The 25,109-nt window shown below is 44.3% G+C and carries 21 protein-coding genes; 9 read left to right on the forward strand and 12 right to left on the reverse strand.

Annotated features, from left to right (window positions below):
* The first annotated feature begins 371 nt into the window (after positions 1–371).
* The 6 genes from AACU28_RS01025 to AACU28_RS01050 all read left to right on the forward strand — a co-directional run bounded on the left by AACU28_RS01025 (position 372) and on the right by AACU28_RS01050 (position 9,057).
* Complete coding sequence (locus tag AACU28_RS01025) at positions 372–1,196, forward strand: AraC family transcriptional regulator (protein ID WP_017075637.1); 825 nt, start codon at positions 372–374, stop codon at positions 1,194–1,196.
* 181 nt (positions 1,197–1,377) lie between these two features.
* Positions 1,378–4,515 carry a bifunctional proline dehydrogenase/L-glutamate gamma-semialdehyde dehydrogenase PutA gene (putA, locus tag AACU28_RS01030; protein WP_065680944.1) on the forward strand — a complete coding sequence of 1,046 codons (3,138 nt, stop codon included), beginning with the start codon at positions 1,378–1,380 and terminating at the stop codon, positions 4,513–4,515.
* Positions 4,516–4,526: 11 nt separating this feature from the next.
* Positions 4,527–5,231 (forward strand): 1-pyrroline-5-carboxylate dehydrogenase, encoded by a 705-nt coding sequence (locus AACU28_RS01035; RefSeq protein ID WP_004732537.1) that lies wholly within the window; start codon positions 4,527–4,529, stop codon positions 5,229–5,231.
* Between the two features lie 186 nt (positions 5,232–5,417).
* Entirely contained in the window at positions 5,418–6,908 is a 1,491-nt protein-coding gene (gene putP, locus AACU28_RS01040; RefSeq protein ID WP_026012326.1) for a sodium/proline symporter PutP, read from the forward strand.
* A 281-nt stretch (positions 6,909–7,189) separates the two neighbouring features.
* Positions 7,190–8,080 carry a helix-turn-helix domain-containing protein gene (locus AACU28_RS01045; protein ID WP_102533911.1) on the forward strand — a complete coding sequence of 297 codons (891 nt, stop codon included), beginning with the start codon at positions 7,190–7,192 and terminating at the stop codon, positions 8,078–8,080.
* Between the two features lie 122 nt (positions 8,081–8,202).
* Positions 8,203–9,057, forward strand: a complete 855-nt coding sequence (locus AACU28_RS01050) for a nuclear transport factor 2 family protein (RefSeq protein ID WP_017095828.1) — start codon at positions 8,203–8,205, stop codon at positions 9,055–9,057.
* Between the two features lie 615 nt (positions 9,058–9,672).
* Here AACU28_RS01050 and AACU28_RS01060 read toward each other — a convergent pair.
* Positions 9,673–9,843, reverse strand: coding sequence for a hypothetical protein (locus AACU28_RS01060; RefSeq protein ID WP_017078425.1), 171 nt, complete (start codon positions 9,841–9,843; stop codon positions 9,673–9,675).
* A gap of 279 nt (positions 9,844–10,122) precedes the next feature.
* Here AACU28_RS01060 and AACU28_RS01065 point away from each other — a divergent pair, with 279 nt between their 5' ends.
* The gene (locus AACU28_RS01065) at positions 10,123–10,611 is read left to right on the forward strand and encodes an Lrp/AsnC family transcriptional regulator (protein ID WP_004732526.1); all 489 of its coding nucleotides are present in this window, start codon (positions 10,123–10,125) and stop codon (positions 10,609–10,611) included.
* Between the two features lie 135 nt (positions 10,612–10,746).
* Here AACU28_RS01065 and AACU28_RS01070 read toward each other — a convergent pair whose 3' ends face one another.
* Together AACU28_RS01070 and AACU28_RS01075 are read right to left on the reverse strand one after the other, a co-directional pair.
* Positions 10,747–11,451, reverse strand: coding sequence for a hypothetical protein (locus AACU28_RS01070; protein WP_017078426.1), 705 nt, complete (start codon positions 11,449–11,451; stop codon positions 10,747–10,749).
* A gap of 297 nt (positions 11,452–11,748) precedes the next feature.
* Entirely contained in the window at positions 11,749–13,599 is a 1,851-nt protein-coding gene (locus AACU28_RS01075; protein WP_017078427.1) for an ABC transporter ATP-binding protein, read from the reverse strand.
* A 645-nt stretch (positions 13,600–14,244) separates the two neighbouring features.
* On the opposite strand from AACU28_RS01075, the gene AACU28_RS01080 reads away from it, so the two are divergent.
* On the forward strand, positions 14,245–15,219 hold the full coding sequence (locus tag AACU28_RS01080) for an arginine deiminase-related protein (RefSeq protein WP_004732521.1): 975 nt from the start codon (positions 14,245–14,247) through the stop codon (positions 15,217–15,219).
* Between the two features lie 196 nt (positions 15,220–15,415).
* On the opposite strand, the gene AACU28_RS01085 is transcribed toward AACU28_RS01080, so the two are convergent.
* The 8 genes from AACU28_RS01085 to AACU28_RS01120 all read right to left on the reverse strand — a co-directional run bounded on the left by AACU28_RS01085 (position 15,416) and on the right by AACU28_RS01120 (position 23,342).
* Complete coding sequence (locus tag AACU28_RS01085) at positions 15,416–16,048, reverse strand: esterase/lipase family protein (protein WP_004732520.1); 633 nt, start codon at positions 16,046–16,048, stop codon at positions 15,416–15,418.
* 115 nt (positions 16,049–16,163) lie between these two features.
* On the reverse strand, positions 16,164–17,003 hold the full coding sequence (locus tag AACU28_RS01090; protein ID WP_121602137.1) for a helix-turn-helix domain-containing protein: 840 nt from the start codon (positions 17,001–17,003) through the stop codon (positions 16,164–16,166).
* A gap of 121 nt (positions 17,004–17,124) precedes the next feature.
* Entirely contained in the window at positions 17,125–17,970 is an 846-nt protein-coding gene (locus AACU28_RS01095; RefSeq protein WP_121602138.1) for a GNAT family N-acetyltransferase, read from the reverse strand.
* Between the two features lie 265 nt (positions 17,971–18,235).
* Positions 18,236–18,811 carry a mechanosensitive ion channel family protein gene (locus AACU28_RS01100; RefSeq protein WP_017078430.1) on the reverse strand — a complete coding sequence of 192 codons (576 nt, stop codon included), beginning with the start codon at positions 18,809–18,811 and terminating at the stop codon, positions 18,236–18,238.
* Positions 18,811–19,746, reverse strand: coding sequence for a CorA family divalent cation transporter (locus AACU28_RS01105; protein ID WP_102453981.1), 936 nt, complete (start codon positions 19,744–19,746; stop codon positions 18,811–18,813). Before AACU28_RS01105 ends, AACU28_RS01100 begins: the two co-directional genes overlap by 1 nt.
* Positions 19,747–20,074: 328 nt before the next feature.
* Positions 20,075–21,697 carry a phosphoethanolamine transferase gene (locus tag AACU28_RS01110; RefSeq protein WP_102491273.1) on the reverse strand — a complete coding sequence of 541 codons (1,623 nt, stop codon included), beginning with the start codon at positions 21,695–21,697 and terminating at the stop codon, positions 20,075–20,077.
* Between the two features lie 232 nt (positions 21,698–21,929).
* On the reverse strand, positions 21,930–22,514 hold the full coding sequence (locus tag AACU28_RS01115) for a porin family protein (protein WP_121602139.1): 585 nt from the start codon (positions 22,512–22,514) through the stop codon (positions 21,930–21,932).
* Positions 22,515–22,766: 252 nt separating this feature from the next.
* Positions 22,767–23,342: a porin family protein gene (locus AACU28_RS01120; RefSeq protein WP_370736660.1), complete on the reverse strand. Its 576-nt coding sequence runs from the start codon at positions 23,340–23,342 to the stop codon at positions 22,767–22,769.
* 364 nt (positions 23,343–23,706) lie between these two features.
* Between AACU28_RS01120 and AACU28_RS01125 the strand changes: the two genes are divergently transcribed.
* On the forward strand, positions 23,707–24,246 hold the full coding sequence (locus tag AACU28_RS01125; RefSeq protein WP_121602140.1) for a hydrolase: 540 nt from the start codon (positions 23,707–23,709) through the stop codon (positions 24,244–24,246).
* Here the strand turns inward: AACU28_RS01125 and AACU28_RS01130 are convergent.
* Positions 24,243–25,106: a MurR/RpiR family transcriptional regulator gene (locus AACU28_RS01130; RefSeq protein ID WP_017082877.1), complete on the reverse strand. Its 864-nt coding sequence runs from the start codon at positions 25,104–25,106 to the stop codon at positions 24,243–24,245. The two genes, AACU28_RS01125 and AACU28_RS01130, sit on opposite strands and share 4 nt — an antisense overlap.
* Positions 25,107–25,109: the final 3 nt, after the last annotated feature.

Below are 25,109 nucleotides of genomic sequence, written 5' to 3' on the forward strand. Positions count from 1 at the left end.
TATTGCTATCCAATCTACTCAAAAGCCAAGTTTCGGTACTTCGGATACACTTTTTGCAGGTTTATCGCCAATTATTTGAGCTATATAAGAAAATTTATTCATTATGTTGGGGCGACAAAGTATTTATTGGTGGCATGGTTTGCTTGTCGGTGTGATTGCTTGTGAAGCCCCTAAACTCACCGGAACGATTGGTTTTACAATGCCCGTAGTTTGTGCACTCTTGATCATCTTTCCGGAGGCATGATCAAGACGATCTCGATAATGATCTTTTGTTTAAGGTGAGGAAATGACTCTCATGATCATTTACAAATTCATCTTATGTAGATTTCAGAGTATTATTCTTACTATGTCGACCTGAGTATTTTGATGTTATGCCTAAACCGTTACCCTTTCCGAACTTTGACTTGTCCCCGCTAAGCCTTACTGGCCCTCGCCCTGCGGAGATCATTACTTTGCCTTCGCATATGGATTGTCACGATCACCATTATTCGCAGGTAGTCATTGGTTTAAAAGGTCAGGCGGAATTTGAAGTGAGCGGTAAAGGTAATCTTGTCGGTCCAGGGCAAGGCTGTGTAGTCACGGCTCGCTCTGATCATGCTTTCGGTGGAGTGGTTGGTCAGTCGGATATTCTCGTACTCAACATGCCTATGCCAACCGATGATGACCCTCTGATGCTAGAGAAGATTAACCAGTTAGAATCATCGAACGTCTACTTCCAATTAGATGCGCAAATTCAAAAGCTTATCCATATGTTGGTGCAAGAGATGCAGGCCAGTCCTGATGACCTGTTGTTGAGTCGAGCTTGTAATGACACGGTGATTGCGTTGATGCAAAGACACATCTCGGCATTTGAAACCTCGATTAAAGATTCGCGTTTCGATCTTGAGTCGTTGGATCGCTACATCGAACAACACTTGGCTAATAAGATCTCAGTCGCGCAGCTTGCAGGCAGTGTGTTCTTGGGCGAAAGCCAATTCCACATGCTATTCAAAGATCAAATGGGCATTACCCCTCACCAATATGTTTTAGGAAAGCGTATCGACCGCTCTCGACGCCTTATCGAACAAGGTAATTTAAGCCTTGGACAGGTTGCAGAACTTGCTGGTTTTTCCGGTCAATCCTCCTTTACTCACACCTTTTCTCGCCTTCAAGGCATGTCACCATCTCAATACAAAAAGCAAATTTCTGTTAAATAAAAAAACAAAACGGCATATTATATTAAAGTTTCATATGTGACCTTGTGTTTGTTTTGTTAATAAAGCGAGTTTTTAGCAAAAAACTCGGAGTTTTTGACAAGTAATCCTTATATACTCTAAATACACTGCAGCCATTGTAGAGATCCCGAACTCTTTTCGGGTGTGAGATTAAGGAAAACGCATGTTTACAGCTACTGATGTGTTAAAGCCAGAATTCAACGAGCAGTCGCTTGCTGATCTTTGGACGCTTATCTCACCATTATATATGGTGGATGAAACCCAATGGCTAGAGCAACTTCTGCCGCTAGCTACCCCTTCTGAGTCTGAAAAGCAGCAAATCACAGACAAAACGACATCATTGATCGAAGCTATCCGTGCGGATAAGACTTCTATCCAGATGATCGATGCACTGTTGCTTGAATACAGTCTAGATACTCAAGAGGGCATCTTGCTGATGTGTCTGGCGGAAGCCTTGATGCGTATTCCTGATTCAGCAACCGCTGATGCACTGATTCGCGACAAACTCAGCGTTGCGGATTGGAAATCTCATCTAAAGAATTCTGACTCAGTGTTTGTTAACGCATCCACTTGGGGCCTAATGCTAACAGGCAAGGTGGTTGGACTTTCATCTAACGAGCAGAGTGCGGGTCAAGCCGTTAATCGCTTAGTGAACAAGCTTTCTGAGCCGGTGATTCGTAAAGCGATGCACCAAGCAATGAAGGTGATGGGTCACCAATTCGTTCTTGGCCGCAGCATTGCTGAAGCGCAAAAGAACGGTAAGTCTATGCGTGACAAAGGTTTTACCTACTCATACGACATGCTAGGTGAAGCGGCACTGACTACTGCAGACGCAAACAAATACTTCAAAGATTACCTAATGGCGATTGAAGCCGTAGGTCGAGACACATACGTCTCTTCAAAATCTAGCCCAGCACCGTCTGTTTCTATCAAGCTTTCTGCGCTTCACCCACGTTATGAAGTGGCGAATGAAGACCGCGTATTGACGGAACTTTGCGACACGTTAGAGCAGCTATTGCGCCGCGCAGTAGAGCTAGACGTTGCGATTACGATTGATGCTGAAGAAGCGGATCGCCTAGAGCTTTCTCTTAAATTATTCGAAAAACTGTACCGCACTGACCTTGTAAAAGGTTGGGGTAAATTTGGTCTGGTTATTCAAGCTTACTCAAAGCGTGCACTACCGGTTCTAGTATGGCTAAACCGCCTAGCGAAAGAGCAGGGTGATTTAATCCCGCTTCGCCTAGTGAAGGGCGCGTACTGGGACAGCGAAATCAAATGGTCACAGCAGGCTGGTTTCACTGATTACCCAGTTTACACTCGTAAAGAAGCGACAGACGTAGCTTACCTTGCTTGTGCGCGTTACCTATTGAGCCCAAGTGTTCGCGGCAATATCTTCCCGCAGTTTGCGAGCCACAATGCCCATACAGTTTCTGCTATCGCTGTAATGACAGAGCATAAAGACTTTGAATTCCAACGCTTACACGGCATGGGTGATTCTCTTTACAACCACGCGATGGAAGCTTACCAACAGTCGGTACGTATTTACGCACCGGTTGGTAGCCATAAAGACTTACTGCCATACCTAGTACGTCGCTTGCTAGAGAACGGCGCAAACAGCTCGTTTGTCCACCGTTTAGTTGATGCACGTTGCCCTGTAGCAGAGCTGACTCAACACCCTGTCGATATGCTTCTGGCGTTCGATACATTGCACAACACTAAGATTCCTCTGCCTCCAGCGGTATTCCCTGAGCGTAAAAACTCTTACGGTGTGAACATTGATATTGAAAGCGAAGCGCATCAGTTTGAAGAGCAAGTAAAAGGCTTCTTAAACAACCAATGGACTGCGGGCCCTGTGATCAACGGTGAATCTCTTGCCGAAAGCATGATCAAGGCTGATCAGAATGTTGAGCAAGTGACTGCACCTTATGATCGTCGTATTAATGTCGGTCAGGTGGCTTTCGCTAACCTTGATCATGTTTCCGCAGCGATCACTGGCGCAGATGCAGCATTTGCTGATTGGAACGCAACTTCAGTTGAAACCAAAGCGGCAGCGCTTGATAAGCTGGCTGACCTGATGGAAGACAACCTTGCTGAGCTGGTGGCAATTTGTCATCAAGAAGCAGGTAAGACGATTCACGACAGCGTTGATGAAGTGCGTGAAGCGGTCGACTTCTGTCGTTACTACGCAAAACAAGCGGATAACCTACAAGGTTTCGAACTAAAAGGTTTTGATGGCCAAACACGAATCGCTTCACGACAAGGTCGTGGTGTGTTCGTTTGTATCAGCCCTTGGAACTTCCCTCTAGCGATCTTCCTTGGCCAAATTACTGCAGCACTAGTGGCGGGTAACACGGTTGTGGCGAAGCCTGCCGAGCAAACAAGCTTGATTGCAGCTCGCGCGGTTGAACTGATGAATGAAGCGGGTTTCCCTGCTGGCACCATTCAGTTACTACCGGGTCGTGGCGCTGAGATCGGCAGTGCACTAACCAGCCATGATGCAATTGCTGGCGTTGCTTTTACGGGTTCAACACCAACAGCACAACGCATCAACGTTTCATTGGCAAGTCGTAACGCTAAGCCTGTTCCGTTTATTGCGGAAACCGGTGGTCAGAACGCGATGATCGTCGACAGTACCGCACTGCCTGAACAGGTAGTTCGTGATGTTATTCGTTCTGCATTCGCTTCAGCAGGTCAACGTTGTTCTGCGCTGCGTGTGCTTTACATTCAAGAAGACATCGCAGACCGCGTGGTTGCATTGATTCACGGTGCAATGGACGAATTGAGTGTGGGTATCCCACATCTTCATAAAACGGATGTTGGCCCTGTTATCGACCAAAATGCGAAACAGAAGTTGTTGGCGCACTTAGAAAACATGACCAATACCCAGAAGAAGGTGGCTCAACTTTCTCTAGGTAGTGATTGTGAACATGGTGATTTTGTTCCACCAAGTGCGTTTGAAATCGATGACATCAGCTGCTTGAAAGAGGAACAGTTTGGCCCTGTGCTGCACATTGTTCGCTTCAAAGCGAGTGAGTTGACGCAAGTGGTCGATCAAATTAACCAAACGGGCTTTGGCCTAACTATGGGTATCCACAGCCGTAACGAGACCACTTACCGTTGGATCGAAAAACACGTTCGTGTGGGTAACTGCTACATCAACCGTGACCAAGTGGGCGCCGTTGTTGGGGTTCAGCCATTCGGCGGCCAAGGTTTGTCAGGTACTGGCCCTAAAGCGGGTGGTCCTCACTACCTATACCGTTTTACAGATGTTCATTTCTCTCAATCACAAGACAAGGCATAAGGAGCAGTATCATGGTTCATCAAGTGACAGGTTTTTCTGATGCTTTGCTAGCGTGGGAACAATGGAATCTTACCGACTTTGATTACAAGAGTGCTCAGGTACTTGCGCTGAAATCAGAGATCGAAAGTCAATCTGTGCCTTTGGCTGCAGTGGCAACTTATCATCTAGAGCAAGCGTCTGCGCTGCTTTCTGAACATCACCTAATGGCAGGTCCTACGGGCGAAACCAATGAGTTGTATGCCGCAGGCCGCGGTGTGGCTTTGGTGATTGTTGATGATTGCGAAGAGAAGGTGCCCGCACTGCAAACCGCAACAGCGATGATTACTGCAGCACTATTGGCAGGTAACAGCGTTCAATTGTGCAGTGATGACGTGCAGTTCAATACCTTAATTGCAGATGCCGCGAAACAAGCGAATCTACCAACCAACCTGGTGCAGGTTGCCTCGTACGACGCTGCTCAACAGTTGTTGTCTTGCGATGTGCGAAGCGCGGGTTACGTAGGTAATTCACAAACGGCACAAGCTATCAATTTACAGCTTGCTAAGCGTGACGGTGCAATCGTCGGTTTAGTAGCTGAAACGGATCTGGCGACAATGAATGTTGCCAATGATCCACACCTATCGCTGCGCTTCATTACCGAGCGTACGCGAACTATAAATATAACAGCCGTGGGCGGTAACGCGACCTTGCTCGAACTTGGAAGCGAAGCTCACTAACCTTCAGTAAAATTGGCTCTAAAGACTTTTGGTTTTCTCCATTTTTGGGTTTTCCCATTTTTGGTTTACTCCCTGAGTGCTTTGGAGCCTCAATACCTAACTCAATGCACTTGCTTGCCTTTACGGTGAGTACCTTGCATTGAATTAGGCATGGAAGGCTTTCTACAAAATGAGGACTATCAAATGATAGAAAACAGTTTTGCAATAACGACGACGTTCATTGCGTATCTAATTATGATGCTAGCGATCGGTGTTATTGCTTACAAACGTACATCTAACTCAACTGACTACTTCCTAGGTGGTCGTTCGTTAGGCCCATGGCCTGCTGCACTTTCTGCTGGTGCATCAGACATGAGTGGTTGGTTGCTACTTGGCCTGCCTGGTTACGCTTACGCTGCTGGCTTTGAAGCATTTTGGCTTGCTGGTGGCCTACTTGTTGGTACTTGGGCAAACTGGTTAATCAGTGCAAAACGTCTACGTACTTACAGCATTACGACTGAATCACTGACGCTGCCTGAATTCCTATCTCGTCGCTTCAACGATAATTCTAAGCTGATCCAAACAATTTCTGCTTTCTTTATCCTTTTATTCTTCCTTTTCTACACAAGTTCAGGCTTGGTAGCAGGTGGTAAATTGTTTGAAACGGTATTCGGCCTAGATTACACAACTGCGGTAATCATCGGCACGGTATGTGTGGTTTCGTACACCCTGTTTGGTGGCTTCCTAGCGGTATCTTGGACTGACTTAGTTCAAGGCCTGCTAATGTCTGCTGCGCTATTGATTGTACCAATCGCGGCAATGAACGGTGGCCTTGGTCAGCTATCTAGCGACCTGCACAACATCAACCCAGAGCTTCTAACGCTATGGAATGATGCGAAAGGTGAGCCACTGTCTGCTATTGCGATCATCTCGCTAGCGGCATGGGGCTTGGGTTACTTCGGTCAACCACACATCTTGGCTCGTTTTAAAGCAACTCGTTCAAACAAAGATCTTGTGACAGCACGCCGCATTGCGGTTATCTGGACTGCATTGTCTATGGTTGGTGCAATGCTAGTCGGTCTTGTTGGTCTAATCTACGTGACTAACTCTGGCGCGCCTAAATTAGATGATGGCGAGAAGATCTTCATGCTTCTTGTTAACGCAATGTTCCACCCAGTCATCGCCGGTATCCTACTTGCTGCAATCCTAGCGGCAATCATGAGTACTGCTGATTCACAGCTTCTTGTTTCTTCATCTGCAATGGCAGAAGACTTGTACAAGCAAATTCTGAAGAAAGACGCAACGTCAGAAGAGATTGTTCGTGTTGGCCGTTTCGCGGTTATCCTAATTTCTCTGATTGCTCTTGTGCTAGCGATGACGCCGGACAGTTCAGTTCTTGGCCTTGTATCTTACGCATGGGCTGGTTTCGGTGCTGCGTTTGGTCCAGCTATCGTATTGAGCCTTTACTGGCCTCGTATGAACCGTAACGGCGCTCTAGCGGGTATCGTGGTTGGTGGTGTTACGATTGTTCTTTGGAAGCAGTTCACGGGCGGTTGGTTCGATGTGTACGAAATCGTACCGGGAATCATCCTATCGACTCTTTCTATCGTTATCGTGAGCCTAATTACTGGCGAACCTGAAGACGAAGTTAAGAAGCAACACGCTGAGTTCGAGAAGAACCTAGTTGAGCTAGACTAATTTACATTGTAAAACAGATGTGAATTAGCAAAGAACGTTAGCTAAAAAGAAATTGAAAAATAAAAATAATAGAGTCACTTCGGTGGCTCTATTTTTTTGACTATACCCCAATGCTTTGACCTTTCGACCTTTGTTGCGTCTGACAAGTTGAGAGTATTAAGCATGTTTAGCTTGTTGGTGACGCTGGCTAAGTCATACTTCTAGGCTCGGAACATTTCAGTTCCCACTGGGATACATTACTCTTGCTAAGAGCTGTTGAGTAAATGAATAGGAAGGTAGTAGTGCCTCAAGTAATCCCGAATATTGGCTTTAACCATGAAAAAACGGCGCAAGCTGAGCTGGAGTTGGTGCCCTTATCTCGGCTCTATTCAGAAAGCAATATTAATCACGACCCTCAACTGCCACATCGTGTCAGCTTTTTCTTGATTCTGTTTATCGAGCAAGGCTCTGGCACGCACATGGTCGACTTTGAGGACTACCCTTTTAGCCAAGGGAGCGTGTTGTTCATTCAAAGAGAGCAGGTGCACGCCTTTGATTTTAGTAATAAGCCACAAGGCACTGCGGTTTTGTTTACTCAAGCGTTCTTAGACAGCGTTCACGCTAACATGAAGTTGCCGAACTACACGCCTACTCATTTGAACAAGGCACATTCTGCACTGTTGTCACTAGACGAGTCCCACCAAGATCGGACGCGAAGTCTCATACAGCAAATTATGACGGAACTGAAACAGTCAGAATCCGATCCCTTGATTGTGATGTACCTGTTCTCAGCACTAGCACTGATTCTTCATCGCCTGCGACCAGAAGTGAAGCAAGACGCCTTGAGCTTGCAGCAGAACATTAAGTTTGCCCGCTATTTTGAGCTTCTTCAAAACAACTACCTGCGCGTGCGTGATGCAAACTGGTACGCCAATCAAATTAACACCACCTACAAGACGTTAAACCAAGTGTGCAAAGTCGCAACGGGGTTAACTGCCAAGCAAATCATCGATTCTTTTACCGTTTTAGAAATGAAGCGTCAGCTGGTGGTAACCAATATTACGTCTCAAAAAATGGCGTCGGATTTTGGTTTTGAAGACGCCAGTAATTTCGTTAAGTACTTTAAAAATCATACTCAAATGACGCCTAGCGAGTTTCAAAAGAAGTATTCCAAGCCTTCCCTCTCTGAATAGTGAATGGGTCGGCATGAATCATCTAAGGTTCGATATCTACCATTTTTCTGCCTAAATCCACTCTGCCGTGAGTCTCTCTCGTTGATTAATATAGTTTCCAAGCCAACGAGAGGACTTTAAAAATGAAAACAATAACTAAATCTACATTACTAGCGGCAAGCGTATTTAGCGCTTCTACTTTCGCAACCACTGCGACTGCACAAGAGCTGTCAATTCAAGAAAAAGCGGTAGCGGTTATTTCGAGTATTGAAACGGGCGACGCAAAAGCGGTGAGCTACATTAACCCTGAAAAGTACATTCAACATAACCTAGCCGTTGGCGATGGCTTAGCGGGCTTTGGTGAAGTGCTACAAATGCTGCCAGAAGGCTCTGCGAAAGCGCAAGTGACGCGCTCATTTCAAGATGGCGACTATGTTGTTGCTCATACCGAATATAACTTCTTTGGCCCGAAAGTCGGCTTTGATGTGTTCCGCTTTGAAGATGGACAGATAGTTGAGCATTGGGACAACCTGCAAGAAATTGCCAAGCCAAACGCAAGTGGACGAACTCAATTAGATGGCGCGACTAAAGTCGTAGATCTCGATCAAACGGACAAAAATAAGCAGTTGGTCAGTGGTTTCGTTAAAGATATCCTGATCGGCGGTGATATGGCGAAGATTAATAACTATATCGATAATGAAGACAGTGCTTACTTACAGCACAACCCAGGAGTAGCCGATGGTCTAAGCGGTTTGGGTGAAGCTTTGGGTGCGCTAGCAGAAGCGGGTATGCCAATGGTTTATACCGCCAACCATAAGATTTTAGGCCAAGGTAACTTTGTGTTGTCGATCAGTGAAGGCCAGTTCATGAATAATCACGTTGCTTTTTATGATCTATTCCGTGTTGATAACGGAAAAATCGTAGAGCACTGGGATACCATTGAAACTATTCCTGCTCGTTCAGAGTGGAAAAATGACAATGGTAAATTTGGCTTTTAAATTGTGAGCTAAATTTAACCAAACATGGTTTGCTTAAGCGGTACTTTCGCAGAGGAAGTGCCGTTTTTTTATCGATCAATTTGATGACTAATACGGGGGAAGTACTGTCGCTATAGGGCTTTACAATGTAAATCGAAACCGCATGAACGAGGGAGGATAAATGGAAGAAGAAGGATCTTGATGGCGTTTGATGTCAAAAAACGAAAGAGAAAAATGGCTATTTTTTGAACTTGGCGCTCACTTTTGTGATTAGCTCGGTGAATAGTGCAACCAAATTCGACATGATGTGTCAATTGTCAGTAACCACTAAAGACCTATAGGACAAAGGTATGCCTGATCTCTATTGCAAAGGATGTAAAAAAACAACACTACATAAGTCTATAATGAAACGTTGTGAATCTGAGCCCGAGACAACCTCTGGCCGTATGATGCAATGGACGTCAAAGCTATTTAGTGGAAACCTGTATTACGATATGGAAACTCAGCACTTCTGTCGAACGTGTAATTGTCGTTGTGAAACAGGAAGTACAGTTCCCCAAGTTGGAATGGCTTAACTTATAGTAAGTGCTTACCAACCTAGATAAAAAAACCTCCTTTATGGAGGTTTTTTCCTTTCTATGCGGCTTTGAGTGCAAGTTTTGTGTCAATGGCGTTGCCATCAATCTTCACTTCCCATCCATAGTTCGAGTATTCACTTGCGAGTGCTTCAGCAACATCTTTTGATACCGTTACGTGTGTCCATGAGCCAATACCGTATGGTTTGTACGCGAGTTCTTGTGTCTTCATAATAGAGTTATCCTTTCTCTTTGATAATCCCATTATTCACTTTGGCCTATATCCTTTCTTTCGTTTCTGGCTCAACTTATTTGTTATCTGGGTCATTTCTATAATAATTTGTTAATAGTCAAAGATTGATTTATAAGGGGTCTTATCGTTCCATATTGATTTATATTTGATGTGAATACTAAAGGCATATTTAGTTTTTTAAATGTGTGAGCGAGGTTTTCTTCGATTGTTCGTGGTATGGAATATACTGAGCGGAATTTAGAATGTTTAAGGAATGTTATGTCTCAGCATCAACTCGATCGTATCGATAAAGAGATACTAAGAATTCTGCATATGAAAGGGCGTTTGCCTGTTGTTGAGTTGGCAAAGCAGGTCAACCTAACGACGTCCCCTTGTTCTGATAGATTGAAGCGATTGGAGAAAGAAGGCTACATAACGGGCTACCATGCCGAGCTCTGTTCAGAAAAGCTGGGACTCGATGTCCAGGTCTTTATCCATATTCGTCTCGACCAGACCAGCTTCTCGATTTTCGATAAATTCGCCCAAGCGGTTGAAATGATGCCTGAGGTGGAAGAGTGTTATTCGCTGTCGGGTGATTTTGACACCATGATCAAGGTTCGAGTGAAAGACATGAAGGCGTACCAAGCGTTTATGGCAACCAAGCTGGGTACACTGCCGGGCGTGATTCAGACTCGCAGCGAAGTGGTGATTGAAGAGCATAAGAAGGGCTTTGGTGTGAACCCTGAGCTATTAGCAACCCTAAAATAGCGGCCTGCTTTCGTTTTACCAAGGTTATTTAGATATAAAAAATGGAAGCTCGTGAGCTTCCATTTTTTGTTGAGTGCCCGAGAAAAGGGCAATCAGATTAAGTTAGAGCAGTTAGAGTGAGAACAGATAAACCGCTTACAGCGTAATTGCCGCAGAAATTAAGCCAATCACACCGCCAAACACACCGCCCCAAACCACTAGCCAACCAAGGTGCTTCTTGATCATGGCTTGAACCATCTCTTTAACCAGCTTTGGTGTCAATTCATTCAAGCGCTGATCGATGATCGCTTCAATATTCTCTTTGATTTCATCCATCATTGCAGGCGATTCAAGTTCATCCTTGATGGCATTTTTTACAGAATCACTCTTGCTGATTTCAATCACAGACTCTTGCATCTTCTCCACGAATGGCGCTTTCATTGGCTGTAGTGCTTCAGTTCCGCCAACCATCGCTAACATGCCACCAAATTGTGAGTTCTCGATAACATGCACCAGCGAATCGAATGCAGGGTTAAAATCGATCTTCTTAATCACGGGTTCTAGGTTGAGCGACTTACCGCTCATCTCACTGCTAAGGAAGCGGTCGATATTACCTTCGGTAAAGAATTGTTCCATCATCAATTGCTTGATGGCTGCCTTGAATTCTTCAAAGCGTGCTGGAATAACGCCAGAACCGTATAAGCCGGGTACTTTTTCGAACAACATGTGAATCGCAAGCCAGTTGGTGATGGCACCAGAAAAGGCGAATAGGCCTGCATAAAGTAAGTATTGGTTTGCTGTCGCATAGCCGCCAGCAAGCAGTGCTAACGCGATTACGTTAGTTAAGACACTTTTGTTCATGGTTGATCTCTAGAAAGAATACTGCGCGCATTTTAAGAAAAAAACGCCAAGAAAAAAACAAAAGGATCGATGAAGTTTATGGGGCAGACGAAAATAGATGAGAAAGGGGCGAAGAATAACAGATATAAAAAAGGCTAGCCTCCCCTCGAAGTCTAGCCTTATTCCAGAACGCGCAAGCGAGGCGTCTTTGGTGTTAATGTCATTATATAATTACGACATAACATTCTGCCACGTGTAATTTACCATTAATTAACAAATTGGTGTGAATTACGCCGCACTTTTAAAGTAGCACATAAATTAAGCACTCGACGCTTGGTCAAGATTATCGGCAATGAAGCCTCCGGTCTGGTGATTCCACAATTGAGCATAGATGCCATTTTGTGTAATCAGCTCTTGGTGAGTGCCTTCTTCGACGATATTGCCTTGGTCGAGTACGATTAAGCGATCCATTGCTGCAATCGTCGATAAACGGTGTGCAATTGCAATAACCGTTTTACCTTCCATCAACTCTATTAAGCTTTCTTGAATTGCAGCTTCTACTTCTGAATCAAGTGCTGATGTTGCTTCATCCAGAACCAACAGCGGTGCATTCTTCAGAAGTACGCGTGAGATAGCCACACGTTGACGCTGACCACCCGAAAGCTTAACGCCTCTCTCACCAACTTGAGCATCGTAACCAATGTTACCAAACGGGTCGGTGAGCGTTTCAATGAACTCGTGCGCGTGCGCTTGTTGGGTTGCGGCATACACTTCTTCATCTGTCGCGTCAGGTCGACCGTAAAGGATGTTCTCTTTGATTGAACGATGAAGCAGTGAGGTGTCTTGAGTCACCATGCCGATGTTGCTGCGCAGTGAGTCTTGGGTGACATCTGAGATCACTTGGTCATCAATCAGGATGCGGCCGCTTTCTACATCGTGGAAACGCAGTAGCAAGTTAACTAAGGTTGATTTACCTGCACCTGAACGGCCAACCAAGCCGACTTTTTCACCCGGTTTGATGTTGAGGTTTAGGTTGTTAATCACACCCTTATTTTCGCCGTAGTTAAAGCTCACGTTATCGAAGTTGATGCCACCTTGTGGCACATCCAAAGGCTTAGCGTCTTTTTTGTCTTCAATAGCGATGGGCTTAGACAGCGTTTTAATGCCATCAATCACGGTGCCTAGGTTTTCAAACAAGCCACCAATTTCCCACATGATCCATTTCGACATACCGTTAATACGCAAAGCCAAGCTGACCGCTATTGCAATTGCACCAACAGTGATTGCGTTGTCTAGCCATAAGTAGATAGAGATGCCGGCAATACTGAACACCAACAAGTAGTTAGCGAACTCAACGCAGATGTTGAAGCCGGTCACTAAGCGCATTTGGCGATGGACGGTATCTAAGAAGCCTTCCATGCCTTCTTCGGCGTATTCTGTTTCTCTTTTGCTGTGTGAGAACAGTTTGACCGTTGCGATGTTGGTGTAGCTATCCACAATACGACCCGTCATCAACGAGCGAGCATCGGCTTGCTCAGAAGACACATCTTTGAGTTTCGGTACGAAGTGCAGTTGAATGCTGACGTAAATGAACAACCAAACCAGCATCGGAGCCATCAAGCGCCAATCTGATTCTGCGAGTATGAATAACATTGCCGTAAAGTAGACCGTCACATAGACGAATACATCGACCATTTTGGTCACGGTTTCACGTACTGCGAGCGAAGTTTGCATCACCTTGGTGGCGACACGTCCGGCAAAGTCATCTTGATAGAACGACAAGCTTTGCTTCAAAAGGTAGCGGTGCGCTAACCAACGAATCGACATTGGGTAGTTGCCCAGCAAAGTTTGGTGAAGCAAAAGCGAGTAGACGCTGATCAAGATTGGCATCACGACCAACAGTAGAACGCCGAGCCCCATCAGTGTTGATTTATTATCAGCAAGGAAGGTTTCGGGATTGCTTGTTGATAGCCAGTCAACCAGTTGTCCCATGTAGCCGAACAGCGCGACTTCGATGATCGCGATGGTCATGCTCATCAACCCGAGCAAGATCAACGGTTTTTCGAAACCTCGAGTGTAATGGCGGCAGAATGCCAGTATTCCAGTAGGAGGTTGTATCGGCTCTCCCTTTGGAAAGGCTTCAGTAAAGCCTTCAAATTTCTTGTACATAGATTTCCCTTTATAAACTAGTGCATCTATAAGCGACTGCATCGTTGGTGCAGCTTTGTTTTTATAGTCTTGATTTGAAATTTTACCGTCTTAGTTTGAAATTATATAAGCGCCCATGGGTTCTTATAAGCATTGAGTCATTCGATGGGTGTTGTTCTAGCTCTTATCTAAGTACTTGGTTTAAGCGCTTAGCTTTAATTACTTAGCTTTAATCACTTGGTTTTAACGTTAATGCTTAGTTTTAAAGTTAATTACTTTGTTTAAGTGACGAAGGAAAGATCCAAAGAGTGTCTTTCATGACGCTTATTTTAGATTGAATTAGACAGGAAAAGTTAAGCTTATTTCAAACGTAATTGATGGTTATGCAACGGTGATAATCCTAACGTCAAATGGATTGAATTGTAACCAAAACTCGTGGTGAGCGAGAAAATGAAATCGGAATATTTATCCATAAAGCGACTTAACGAATATGCATACAGTTGGTTCTTTCTGATGTGCTGTTATCTCGCAGTAAAAATTACCGATTAATCTAAGATCTGCAGTGATTGTTTGGGATAAATATTCAAATCATTATTATTTTCAGTGAATCTTGTCGTAACAAGTTGTTTACAATTCTGAGGTAAATAAAAGATAGGGACGGTTGAGATGTTAAACCTACACAAAAAATCACTTCATATTACTAATGTTCAAAACGCCAATTGCGTTGTTATGGTTCCGCCAAAAGAGTTTCGATTTAACGAAGAAACAGCACGTGATAACGAGTTTCAGCACAGAGTCAACCTGACCGAAGCTGAGGTGAAGCTAGAAACGATGGCCGAATTTAAGGCTATGGTGGCTTCGTTGCGTAAAGAAGGTGTGCAAGTTGTAGAGTTTGATTACCCAGAGTTGGGTGTCGAAACCCCTGACGCAGTGTTCCCAAACAACTGGTTCAGTACTTGTAGTGATGGAAGTTTATTCACTTTCCCTATGGCCTGTGAAAACCGTCAGCATGAAGTTAAGCCTACTGCTCTTATTGAAGTGTTGGAAGCGTCAGGTCGCATTGTTAACCACAGTGAGTCTATGGAGTCGTACGTTGCTCAAGGTTCTTATCTAGAGAGCACCGGTGTGATGGTTATCGATCACATCAACAAGACGATCTATGCTGCGCTTTCTCAGCGTTGCGACCGTGAAGTATTAGAAGATTATGCGAAGCGTATTGGTTATTCTCGCGTGGTTTCGTTCCAAACGGCGTTACCGTCTGGTCAGCCGATTTACCACACCAATGTGATGATGGCGATTGGTGATAACTTCTGCGTGATCTGTGATGAAGTGATCCCTGAGTTTGAACGCCGCTTTGTGGTGAAATCTCTTGCCAAAGACAAGCAAGTTATCTCGATCTCGATCGATCAGATGAACCGATTCTGCGGCAACATTCTGCAATTGGAAACCGTGAATGGCGATAAAGTAATCGCGATGTCTCAGTCGGCTTACGATGCATTTTCTCCAGCTCAGTTAGCTCAGCTTTCGACACACGGAAAGTTACTACCGTTTAACGTGAAAACGATTGAAGACATTGGTGGTGGTTCGGTGCGATGCATGTTGGGTGAGGTGTTTTTACCAACGCGAGTGAATCGTCTGTAACAAGTATAGAAAGTATAACAAGCACTCACTTCCAGCATTGAATTTTTGAATACCACTCTCATCGCAGAGTGGTATTTTTGTTTTTATCTATCTCTGTATCTGTCTACCAGAAGTAAGAAAACAGTAATAAGAGAACCAGAGCTAGATACACGAGCTAACGCGCACAAAAGTTAACGGAAAACAGCTAACACAAAAGCTATGAAGCGTCCTTAAAAGCTCTGTGTTCGATGAATTGAGCCGACAGTGCCACGACTTCCTTAGAGTAGACAAGCGCCGTGTGGTTGAGTTTGAGAGCGTAAGTATCCGTTGCCCCTCTCAGGTTTGCGTCTTCGAGTGTTACCGTGCCATCCCCCGGATTTTTTCCCAGTACAATACGTCCAACTCCGGCGTCGTAAGTGCCTGTAATCACGCCAATCGGCACATCAATATCGTAGTCACCCAAGCCATCACTTAAGATCATTTTGCTCGAACCAAATATAAATCCAAGACCATGATTCGAAAGCGTTTTGGCGATGGTTGCCCCATTGTGCGGAGTGCCTGCGGTAATAATGCAGGTGTCTGCAAAGTCGGGCTGGTAGAACTTAAAGTAGTGGCGAATCAGCAAGCCACCGAGTGAGTGACCAAAGAAGTAGACCTCATCGTACTCATCGAAACGGGCATTAATGAAACGATTGAGACGTTTAGCAGCCGAAGGGAAACGCAGCGAGTTGTAGGCAAACTTGTGGGTAGTAAAGCCGCGTTTTTTGAAGTTTCTATCCAGATATTGCATGATCAACGCAGGCATATATAGACCATGAATTAAAACTATATGTTTGTTTTTATTATTCATTTTTGTCCTCCGTCTGATGATATCCCCAGTATATTTAGTCGCAAATCTAAACTCAATAAAACTTGCTACTAATGGGACACAAAAGACAGAGAGTGCTTGATGGGTAAAGGGTGGGTTAGTCCGATTTCACTCCACCATACACATCAATAGTTAAACCGCCTTGTTTAGCGTAAGTATTGGGTGTTAGACCGATGGTCTTCTTTAGGTAACGAATCAGGTGCGGTTGGTCGCTAAACCCAAATTGAAAGGCGACGTCCATCCAGTCGATGTCATCCAAATTTCGCTTATACAAGTATTCCAACATCGCTTCGAGTTTGTTCATCGATTCGCATTGTTTTAATGTCAGCCCTGTTACCTTGTTGAAGCTTCTTTCCAATGTTCTTTGCGAGCAAAACAGCTTGTCGCCAAGCTCTGCAATCGGTGTCGAACCAAGCACACCCAACACCTTATGTGTCAGTTCGCTGTGTCTATCCGTTTTACCTGTCGATATCCAAGGAAGTAGCAAATCATCTAACTGCTGACAGCAGGCCTCAACATCGGTTTGGGCGAGCTTGATCAGTAGCGTTGCATCGGCGTTTGGGTTGTTTAGCAAACCTGCGAGATCGACTGGACTAACACTGTCTAAGCTAGGGTGAGGACTATCTGGGATAGCCAATGAATACAAGGCACCGACATGGAATTTGATGCCCAAGTGAATAAATGGCCGCGAGTGGTCCAATTCGATGGCTTTATGGTGTGGCAGCAGTAGATGGCAACCAACGCCTTGATCGACCTGTTGCTCAATCGTGTAGTGATATGTCTGCTCGCTTGGCGATAAGATCAGGTGTGCCGATGGATCGGGATTGAGTATCGGAAATTGATGAGTTTGAGCGTCGGGCGTCTTTTCAATCAGCCAGTAGCAATCAATGAACTGAGCAACTACAGGGGATTTTGGAGACTGTAACCAATTGATCATTAGACCTTCTATTTCAGATGACTGCTACCTCCAACTATATATGGATATCGTTGGAGGTGACAGTTTTTATCAGTATCTATTTTTAGAACTTAGTCTTGATGTTTGTTAATCCGAATCAAGGTTAATCAGTTTCCTTTAATTCGCTAAAATCAAACTGCAAGATACGATGCTTTGATGATAACCCAGCGCGTGTGATGGCCTTTTGTGCGCCAATATTACTGCTTTCTGTAGAGCACATAGCTTCTAACCCTTGGCTATTAGCGTGTTGCTTTAGAAAGTGAATAACGCGCGTCGCTAAGCCTTTACCGCGTTCTTGTTGTGCGACAATCATACCTAGGTCGGCAAACTGTGTTTGATGCTCATCGAACTTACGGCACTCTCCAGTAGCGAGAATGTCGTTACTTTCCCAGTAGCCCCATAGCTCTTGACGGGCAATCAAATTACCGTAGTAACCGGTGAGCCACTCTTTTGGCGCGCCAATCGCTGATGAGGCAAACTTAACGAACTGCTCCAGTTGTTCTTCTGTCGCGAGGCTCATCTCTATCTCTTCAATGTGGTCTGAATCATAATCAGATCTGGCTTGAGAGTTTTGGCGGTACATCATCGCATTCACTTTAAATGACTCTGTGTTGTCGACACACAGTGATAAATATTGTGGTTCAGCGGTGCTCACGAATGCGCCTTTCACATTACCAATCACAGAGCTGTTGTTCTCTATGATTAAGGTGAACAAGCTTTCAATATGAGTGCTGGCTGTTGGTGCTAGGTAGAACTGAAGTAAGTAGCCTTCGCCATTCAATACGCAATAACCGACAAGATTACCGTTTTCGTAAAAACCAAAATGGTCAGACATTAGCACAAAGCCAAAATGCCACATGCCATCAAGTGGCGCTGTTGATTCGGTAAAGTAAGCCGTTTTAAGTTCGCTTAGGTCACTAAGTGTTGAGATTTTTTTGATGTCTAACATCGCTTGAATTCCTGCTGTTTTGATTCGGTAGAGTGCGTGGTCGTCATCTTGTTCTCAGGTACGTCAATTGACGATGAGATAATTGATTAGCTGAGCCACGTTTCAATAACAGCAATTGTAGGCGACGGCTTGAGGCCGGTATTGAATAAAAACGACAGTTTTGAAAGGTGTGTGGGTGTTAACAGAAGAGCTGGTGTTAATTGAAAGAGGGCAAGATATTTTGCCCTCTGCTGAACTTATTGATTGGGACGTTGAATAGGGCGCATTACTTTCCTGAGTCTTCAGCTTTGATGAGTTTTGTATCGACAGTTTCACTCTTTAACTCAGGCTCAACTAATACCTTTATCACGCCTTTTTGTAGGATCAGGTTATTAGGGTAGGTGATGATGTTACCCGAACTGTGTCGAAGAATAACGTGGAACATGGTGATATCGATGATCACACCGCTGATGTCTTCGTCTTTCTCCGCGACTCTTACTCTGTCGCCAATGCGATAAGGGAATACGAAAAATATTAGTACACTGGCTGTGAGGTTACTTAGAATCGACCATTGCGCGAATAAAGCGACACCCAGCACCGCAAATATGGATGATAAAAACAGCGAAATATCACCAAAACCCAAGTTAAGAACAATCGTAAACACAGCGATGAAGAGTAGAAACAGAACGATATTGAAACACTTAATCACGAACTGCTTTCGCTTCAATTCGACGCGCTTATTTTCCGCTAATGTTTCTATCCAGTTTTTCCCCAAGCGTTTTATCACCCAATAAACAGTGATAAGAAGTAAGCCTAAACCCACTTGTTTAAGCCACATATTGGATTGCAAAAACTCAACCATTAAATAAACCTCAATTTTTTCAAAATAATGACCTCTGCCGCTATGACCACGAGCAGCCCAACGCAAAATAGTGGGAATGCTATTGGGTTATCTGTTCCGGGTATTCCTGCAATATTGACACCCAGCAAACCGGTGAAAAACCCAGCAGGGAGGAAAATACCCGCAATGATAGAAAATAGGTACGTATTTCTATTCATTTTTTCAGCTTGTTGCTGACTTAGGCTCGCTAAAAATACATTAATTTGTTCGATGTAAAACTCAACAGACTCATTAATTCTCAGGATGGTATCAAGGCTGTTCTTTATATGACTGTTGTGCTTACTCAATGGTGCAGGCAGGTCACTCATTAAGTCCTCAAAAACGTATTTCTGTGGCTTCAAATAGCGCCTTAGTCTAAGTAGCCTTGAATGCAGAGCGTTAATGGATCTTATGTCGATATTGGATGTAGCTTCTAACTCGTCAATCAAGAGTTCGACGGGTACTAGGAAGGTTGAAATACTGTGGTTGATTCCACGTATCATGCCCAGTAATACATCAGGTAATGATGTCGGGCCTTGGTTTTGTTTGAGATCAGATATCAGATTACTGACCGCTTTTGAAGGAACTTTGCGTGTCGATATTAAAGTGCCTTTGTACCATAAGATGCGTAGGCTAAGCATGTCGTCAGGGTTAGCACCTTCGTTTAGATTAATGCCTCGCAGAATCATCAAAAAACAGTCGTGGCCAAACTGTTCGAACCGAGGGCGGGTGTCATCGGTGAGTAATGAATCGATGATGGCATTTGGAACCGTATTACTGTGGAGCCATTCTCTCAAACCGTCAGCATCTCTTTGGCAGTGATACCAAGTTGATTGCTCGAATGAGGCAGGGCTGGTGGTGTGTTCATGTGCCACACCCTCAGAAAATTGCCAGCTTGAAATTATGAAAGCGTCCATTCATTTGTCCTTAATGATATGACGTAAACATTGATATTGGGGCGCCATTCAGGTGCCGTATTGAACTGAGCTTAATCGTGGTAAGTTCAATGAGCGATGTGAGTGAGATAAAGTCTAATAAGACTAGTTGGTCTTTGGAGCACGACGGACTCTTCCATTATTGTGTCTATTAAATGTAGCTCATTGTTTCGTCGTTATAAATTAGCACTCTGGCTCCATGTTAGCGACGAAAAAAAAGAAAAGACCGAGGTCTTTTCTTTTTAGGGGAAGTTGAGGAGAGCTTGTTCAGGCAACTCGAGTTTTCCGATGGTTTACATAAGCAAAAACACTACCGACACGCAGCAAAAATATCTTGGTTCTCTCGATATTCTTTGGTTTGTACATCCATTAGGCCGAGTAAAGAGTCGAACAGGTTGTCTTGGGAGAAGCTCTGTTCTTTGCCTGCCTTTCTTAAGCAGGTCTGGTTTATCCCTTTCTGCTCGGCGAAACCATCAGACATCCACATGATCATAGGCACATGGGTTTGCTCTTTCGGTGCCAATGAATAAGGCATGCCGTGTAAGTAGACGCCATTTTCTCCCAATGATTCTCCGTGATCGGAAATGTACATCAGCGCGACATTGTACTTATCGGTGAGTTTCTCTAGCTTTTGAATAGCCTGTGAGAGAAAGAAATCTGTGTACAAGATGGTGTTGTCGTAGGTGTTGACCACTTGCTCTTTGGTGCAGTTTTCAATATCTGCACGAGGGCAATCAGGCGTAAATTTCTTATGTTCTTCTGGATAACGCTCAAAGTACGTTGGGCCGTGAGATCCTGAGATATGATAGAAAATGATGCTATCTTGTTTAAGATCTTGAGTATCTTGTTCGAAGTTCTCTAGCATGGCTGTGTCATAGCACACATCTTTATTACACAGCGGGTCGCTGTCTTTGGCGACGAGAGTCATCTCTTTGATTCGATGTGCGACCGCCTTGTCTCCACCATCGTGCTCTCGCCAGATAGAGTGAATGCCCGCGCGGTTCATAATGTCGACTACGTTATCTTGGTTGTAGGCTTTATCACGATCGTAGTTGCTGCGATTCATGTTAGAAAACATACACGGCACAGAAACCGCAGTGGCTGTTCCGCATGACTGAACATCAGAGAAAAAGATCGGATTATAGGGTTTGGTATGAGCATTGGTTTCTTTCTCATAGCCATAATATTGGTAGTTATATACGCGTGCTGTTTCACCAAGAACAAACACCAATAAGGTTGGTTTTTCAGCTTGTTTAGCTTCTGGTTTTAGCTGCGCATCTAAGCCGATTTCTTGGTAAGGAATCGGTTCTTTGATGTAAGTATTGTTGATGTATTTTGCGGTTGAAGCGACGTATTCGGTCGGAATGATCATCTTTTTAAGATGAGAGTTATTACGACCAATCGACACATAATCTTTGTAAAACAGTCCAGCAATAATCGCTATGACAATCAACGAAGAGAGCAATCCAATCGCCTTCCAAATAGCAAAATCTTTCCAAGATTCTTTTTCAAGATCCGTAAATAAAAGCAGCAGTGACGGGACTCCTCCCATCAGAACAAACCATAAAATAGAATAGCTGCTTAGGTAGCTAGCAGCCTCTCCGCTGTTGGTTTCGAAGACGTTTTCTATCATTCCATAGTCTACAAAAATGCCGTAGTTGAACATGCTGTAGCTGACTAAAGAGGAAGTAAGTAGTAACAAGATAAAAAAAGCTTTGGCGAATATCGGCCAGTTGAATACTTGAAAGATAAAGTTGAATGCGGCGAGAAAGAAAAATGGGATCGAGATGATAAACCCAATGCTTTCGGCTTGTGAGGCACTAAGAATATTGAACAGTTCGCGTGAGATAGGCAAGTTAATGACAAGCAGGTAATACACTGCCAAAACGAAAGGGAGTTTGTTTATCGACATGTTTAAGCGTGGTAGATTCATAGGTCTTGTCTTCCTGTGTCACTTATCCCTTTATTTTAGTCTCGCTACCAAGAAAGCTCTAATATCAATGCATAAAGCTCAAATAGAAGGCGCTGAGCGATAAACTGGCTAAAGTGAAATGACGCTAAGGTGTGTAGATACAAAAAATTCACTTTACTGAGTGACCTTCATGACAAGGTGGAACAGCAAAGTGAATTAGTATGTTCAGCTTATTCTATGTGGTTCAATCACATTAGAAGTTGTATGAACCACCGAAGCTAATGCTGTTGAAGGCAAGCGTGTGGTCACCAGCTGATATCTGAGAGTTCTTAAATTGGACCGTGTCGTCTACGCTTACTGCATCCGCTTGCGAGATTAAGCGTAGCGTTAGGTGTTCGATTGGCGTGTATTCAACACCAACACCAAAGTGGAAACCAGTACCGCTGTCATCAGCGTAACCAGCACTCTTATTTGCGTTTAGGTCAACAGAGCTTAAACCAGCCAAAACGAATGGGCGGATTGTGTTGTCGAATGTGTAACCAAGATTTGCTGACAAAGACACAGATGTTGGAGACATTTTTTCTGTACCTTTTTTGTAGTCTGCGTAATCGTTGTAGCCAAGCTCAACACCAACGATACGGTTGAACTGGTAGCCACCATATAGGTTGTAGCCCATACCGTCTGAATCTAAACTGCCTTGACCATCGGTATCAGAATCTTGGTATATGCCAAGACCGCCACCAATGTAAGCACCGCCGTCAGTACCTGCGGCTAAAGCTGGAAGAGAAACTGCGCTGATTAAACCCAGTGCTAATGCTGATTTCGTTATCTTGTTCATCTTTGTTACTCACTCTGTCATGTCTTCAAATGTGATTGTCGGTTACTGTCGATTTTTATTAGTTGTTGGCTCGTCGCCTCTCGACCGTTGTGACAATTATCCCTGAGTCTTTTGCTCATTACTGTATGGCTTTGTAAGCTGAATCGTTACATAGATACAAAAAATTCACTTTACTGTGCTGCCTTATCACAGGGCAGAGTAGCAAAGTGAATTTGAGCTACTTACTTACGACTTAGTCGTTTGGGGAGTATATTAGAAGTCGTATGAACCACCGAAGCTCACACTGTTGAACGCTAGAGTGTGGTCGTCAGTTGAGATCGTAGAGCCACTAATTTGATAAGAGTCTTCTACGCTTACTGCGTCAGCTTGAGAAATCAGGCGAAGTGTTAGGTGTTCAACCGGCGTGTATTCAACACCAACACCAAAGTGGAAGCCGGTGCCGCTATCATCATTGTAGCCAGCGCCGCTATTCGCATTGAGGTCGACTGAGCTTAAACCTGCTAGTACAAATGGGCGAATGGTGTTGTCGAACGTGTAACCGACATTTGCTGATACAGAGATAGACGTTGGTGAAAGCTTGTCTGTGCTGTTCTTGTAATCTGCATAGTCGTTGTAGCCAAGTTCCACACCAACGATACGGTTGAATTGGTAACCGCCGTATAGGTTGTAGCCCATGCCGTCTGAATCCAGACTTGGTGCTCCATCCGTATCGGAACCTTGATAGGCACTAAGTCCGCCACCTACGTATGCGCCACCATCGATACCTGCTGCAAAAGTTGGAAGTGAAACTAAACCGATTAAGCCGAGTGCTAATGCTGATTTTTTCATGATAATACCTTGTTTACTCATCCTGTGATGCAAATCACGGTATCGCTGATGATTGATTTATAAAACCCTCACAAATGAAACCTATTTTTTCATTGATAACGTGATTACCTGCGCCCCTTGATTTATCAAGAGCTAACGAAATATTTGTTGGTTATATTGTTTATAAATAAAATTCATATATTGACAAATGGTTAAATTTGCTAAATAAAACGATGTTTTTTAAAGTTGAAGTGAGATTGGGTTTATATAACTGATTGAAAAATAAAACATAATAAATATTTAATTTGTTCTATTGTAGTATTTATTGCGGTGTTTATTGAGAGTAAAGCAGTACGCTGATTCTAATCATGACAAGGAGAGTTGGATGTTAAACCGAGCAAATACAGGTTTGGTGGTTGTGGACGTACAAGGCAAGCTCGCACGCCTTGTTGATGAGAGCGATACGCTGATTGCTAATTGCGGAAAGTTAGCTCACGGAGCGCAGGTTTTGGGGCTGCCAATTATTCGTTTGGAGCAGAACCCAGAGAAGCTAGGTGCAACGGTCGACGAACTGAATGACCTATTGAGTGATGCTAAGCCGATACCAAAATTTACCTTCAACGCGTGTGATGAGCCTAAGTTTGTTGAGGCGGTGCAAGCCAAGGGCGTGGATACTTGGTTAGTGTGTGGTATCGAGGCTCACATTTGTGTTTATCAAACCACAATGGGGTTGTTGGAACTTGGGTACAAGGTTCAGGTAGTTGGCGACTGTATTAGTTCAAGAACGGCGCTCAACAAGGATCTGGCAATCCGTCGACTAATGGATGCTGGTATCGAAATCACAGGATTGGAAATGAGCTTATACGAACTGGTAAAGGACTGCCGCGCGCGTGAATTTAAGCTCATTCTATCCTTGATTCGTTAATCACCGAGAGGCTGTCGGTCGCCACCGCCTCGGTAGGAATCTAACGCAACCTTCAAACGACGCAGCTTGTCGCGCGAACGATTCTTATGATTGACCGCAATCCCCATCGAAAGCACATCTACTAGTGCCAACATTGCGTAACGAGAAGCCGATGGTTTGTAGATGAAATCGGTTTCCATATGCTTGATGGGTAACAAGATATCGGCAATTTTTGCTAGCGGTGTATCTTGTGGGGTAATCGCAATAATCTTAAGTCCGTATTGCTTGGCCAGCTCTGCCGTTTCGGTGATCACTGGCGTAAAACCGGTCGCTGAAATCATCACCATCACGTCATTGGCATCGGCCGTGGCAGCAACCATACGTGACATCAAGCCATCGTTGTACGACACCACTGGGTAGCCCAAACGAAACAGTCTATGTTGCAGCTCTTGAGAAGCAATGGTTGAACCGCCGCCCATGCCGATAGCAATGATCTGTCTGGCGTTATGCAGCCAGCTCACCGCAGTTTCAACGTCTTGCTCTTTGAACAGAGTTCGGTTGATGTCTAGGCTCTGCTTGATCGATTCGTAGATACCTTGATAGCCCGTTTGGTCAACAGGTTCGAGGATAAAGCGCTGGCCAACGGTTAGCGTCTGAGCCAACTTAATCTTCATATCACGTACGTTGCTGCAACCGATCGCTTTAGCAAAGCGTGTGATGGTGGCTTCGCTCACTTGAGCACCTTCAGCAAGTTCTGTAATGCTGGCATTGGCAGCAAAATCAATGTCATCCATGATCAGCTTGGCGACTTTTTTCTCTGCATCACGAAGTACGGGAAAACGCTCCGTTATCTGTGAAATGATATCTACTTCTAAACTCAAGAA

Origin of the sequence: Vibrio sp. SBT000027, from assembly GCF_963894355.1 — a bacterium.
Lineage (GTDB): Bacteria > Pseudomonadota > Gammaproteobacteria > Enterobacterales > Vibrionaceae > Vibrio > Vibrio splendidus.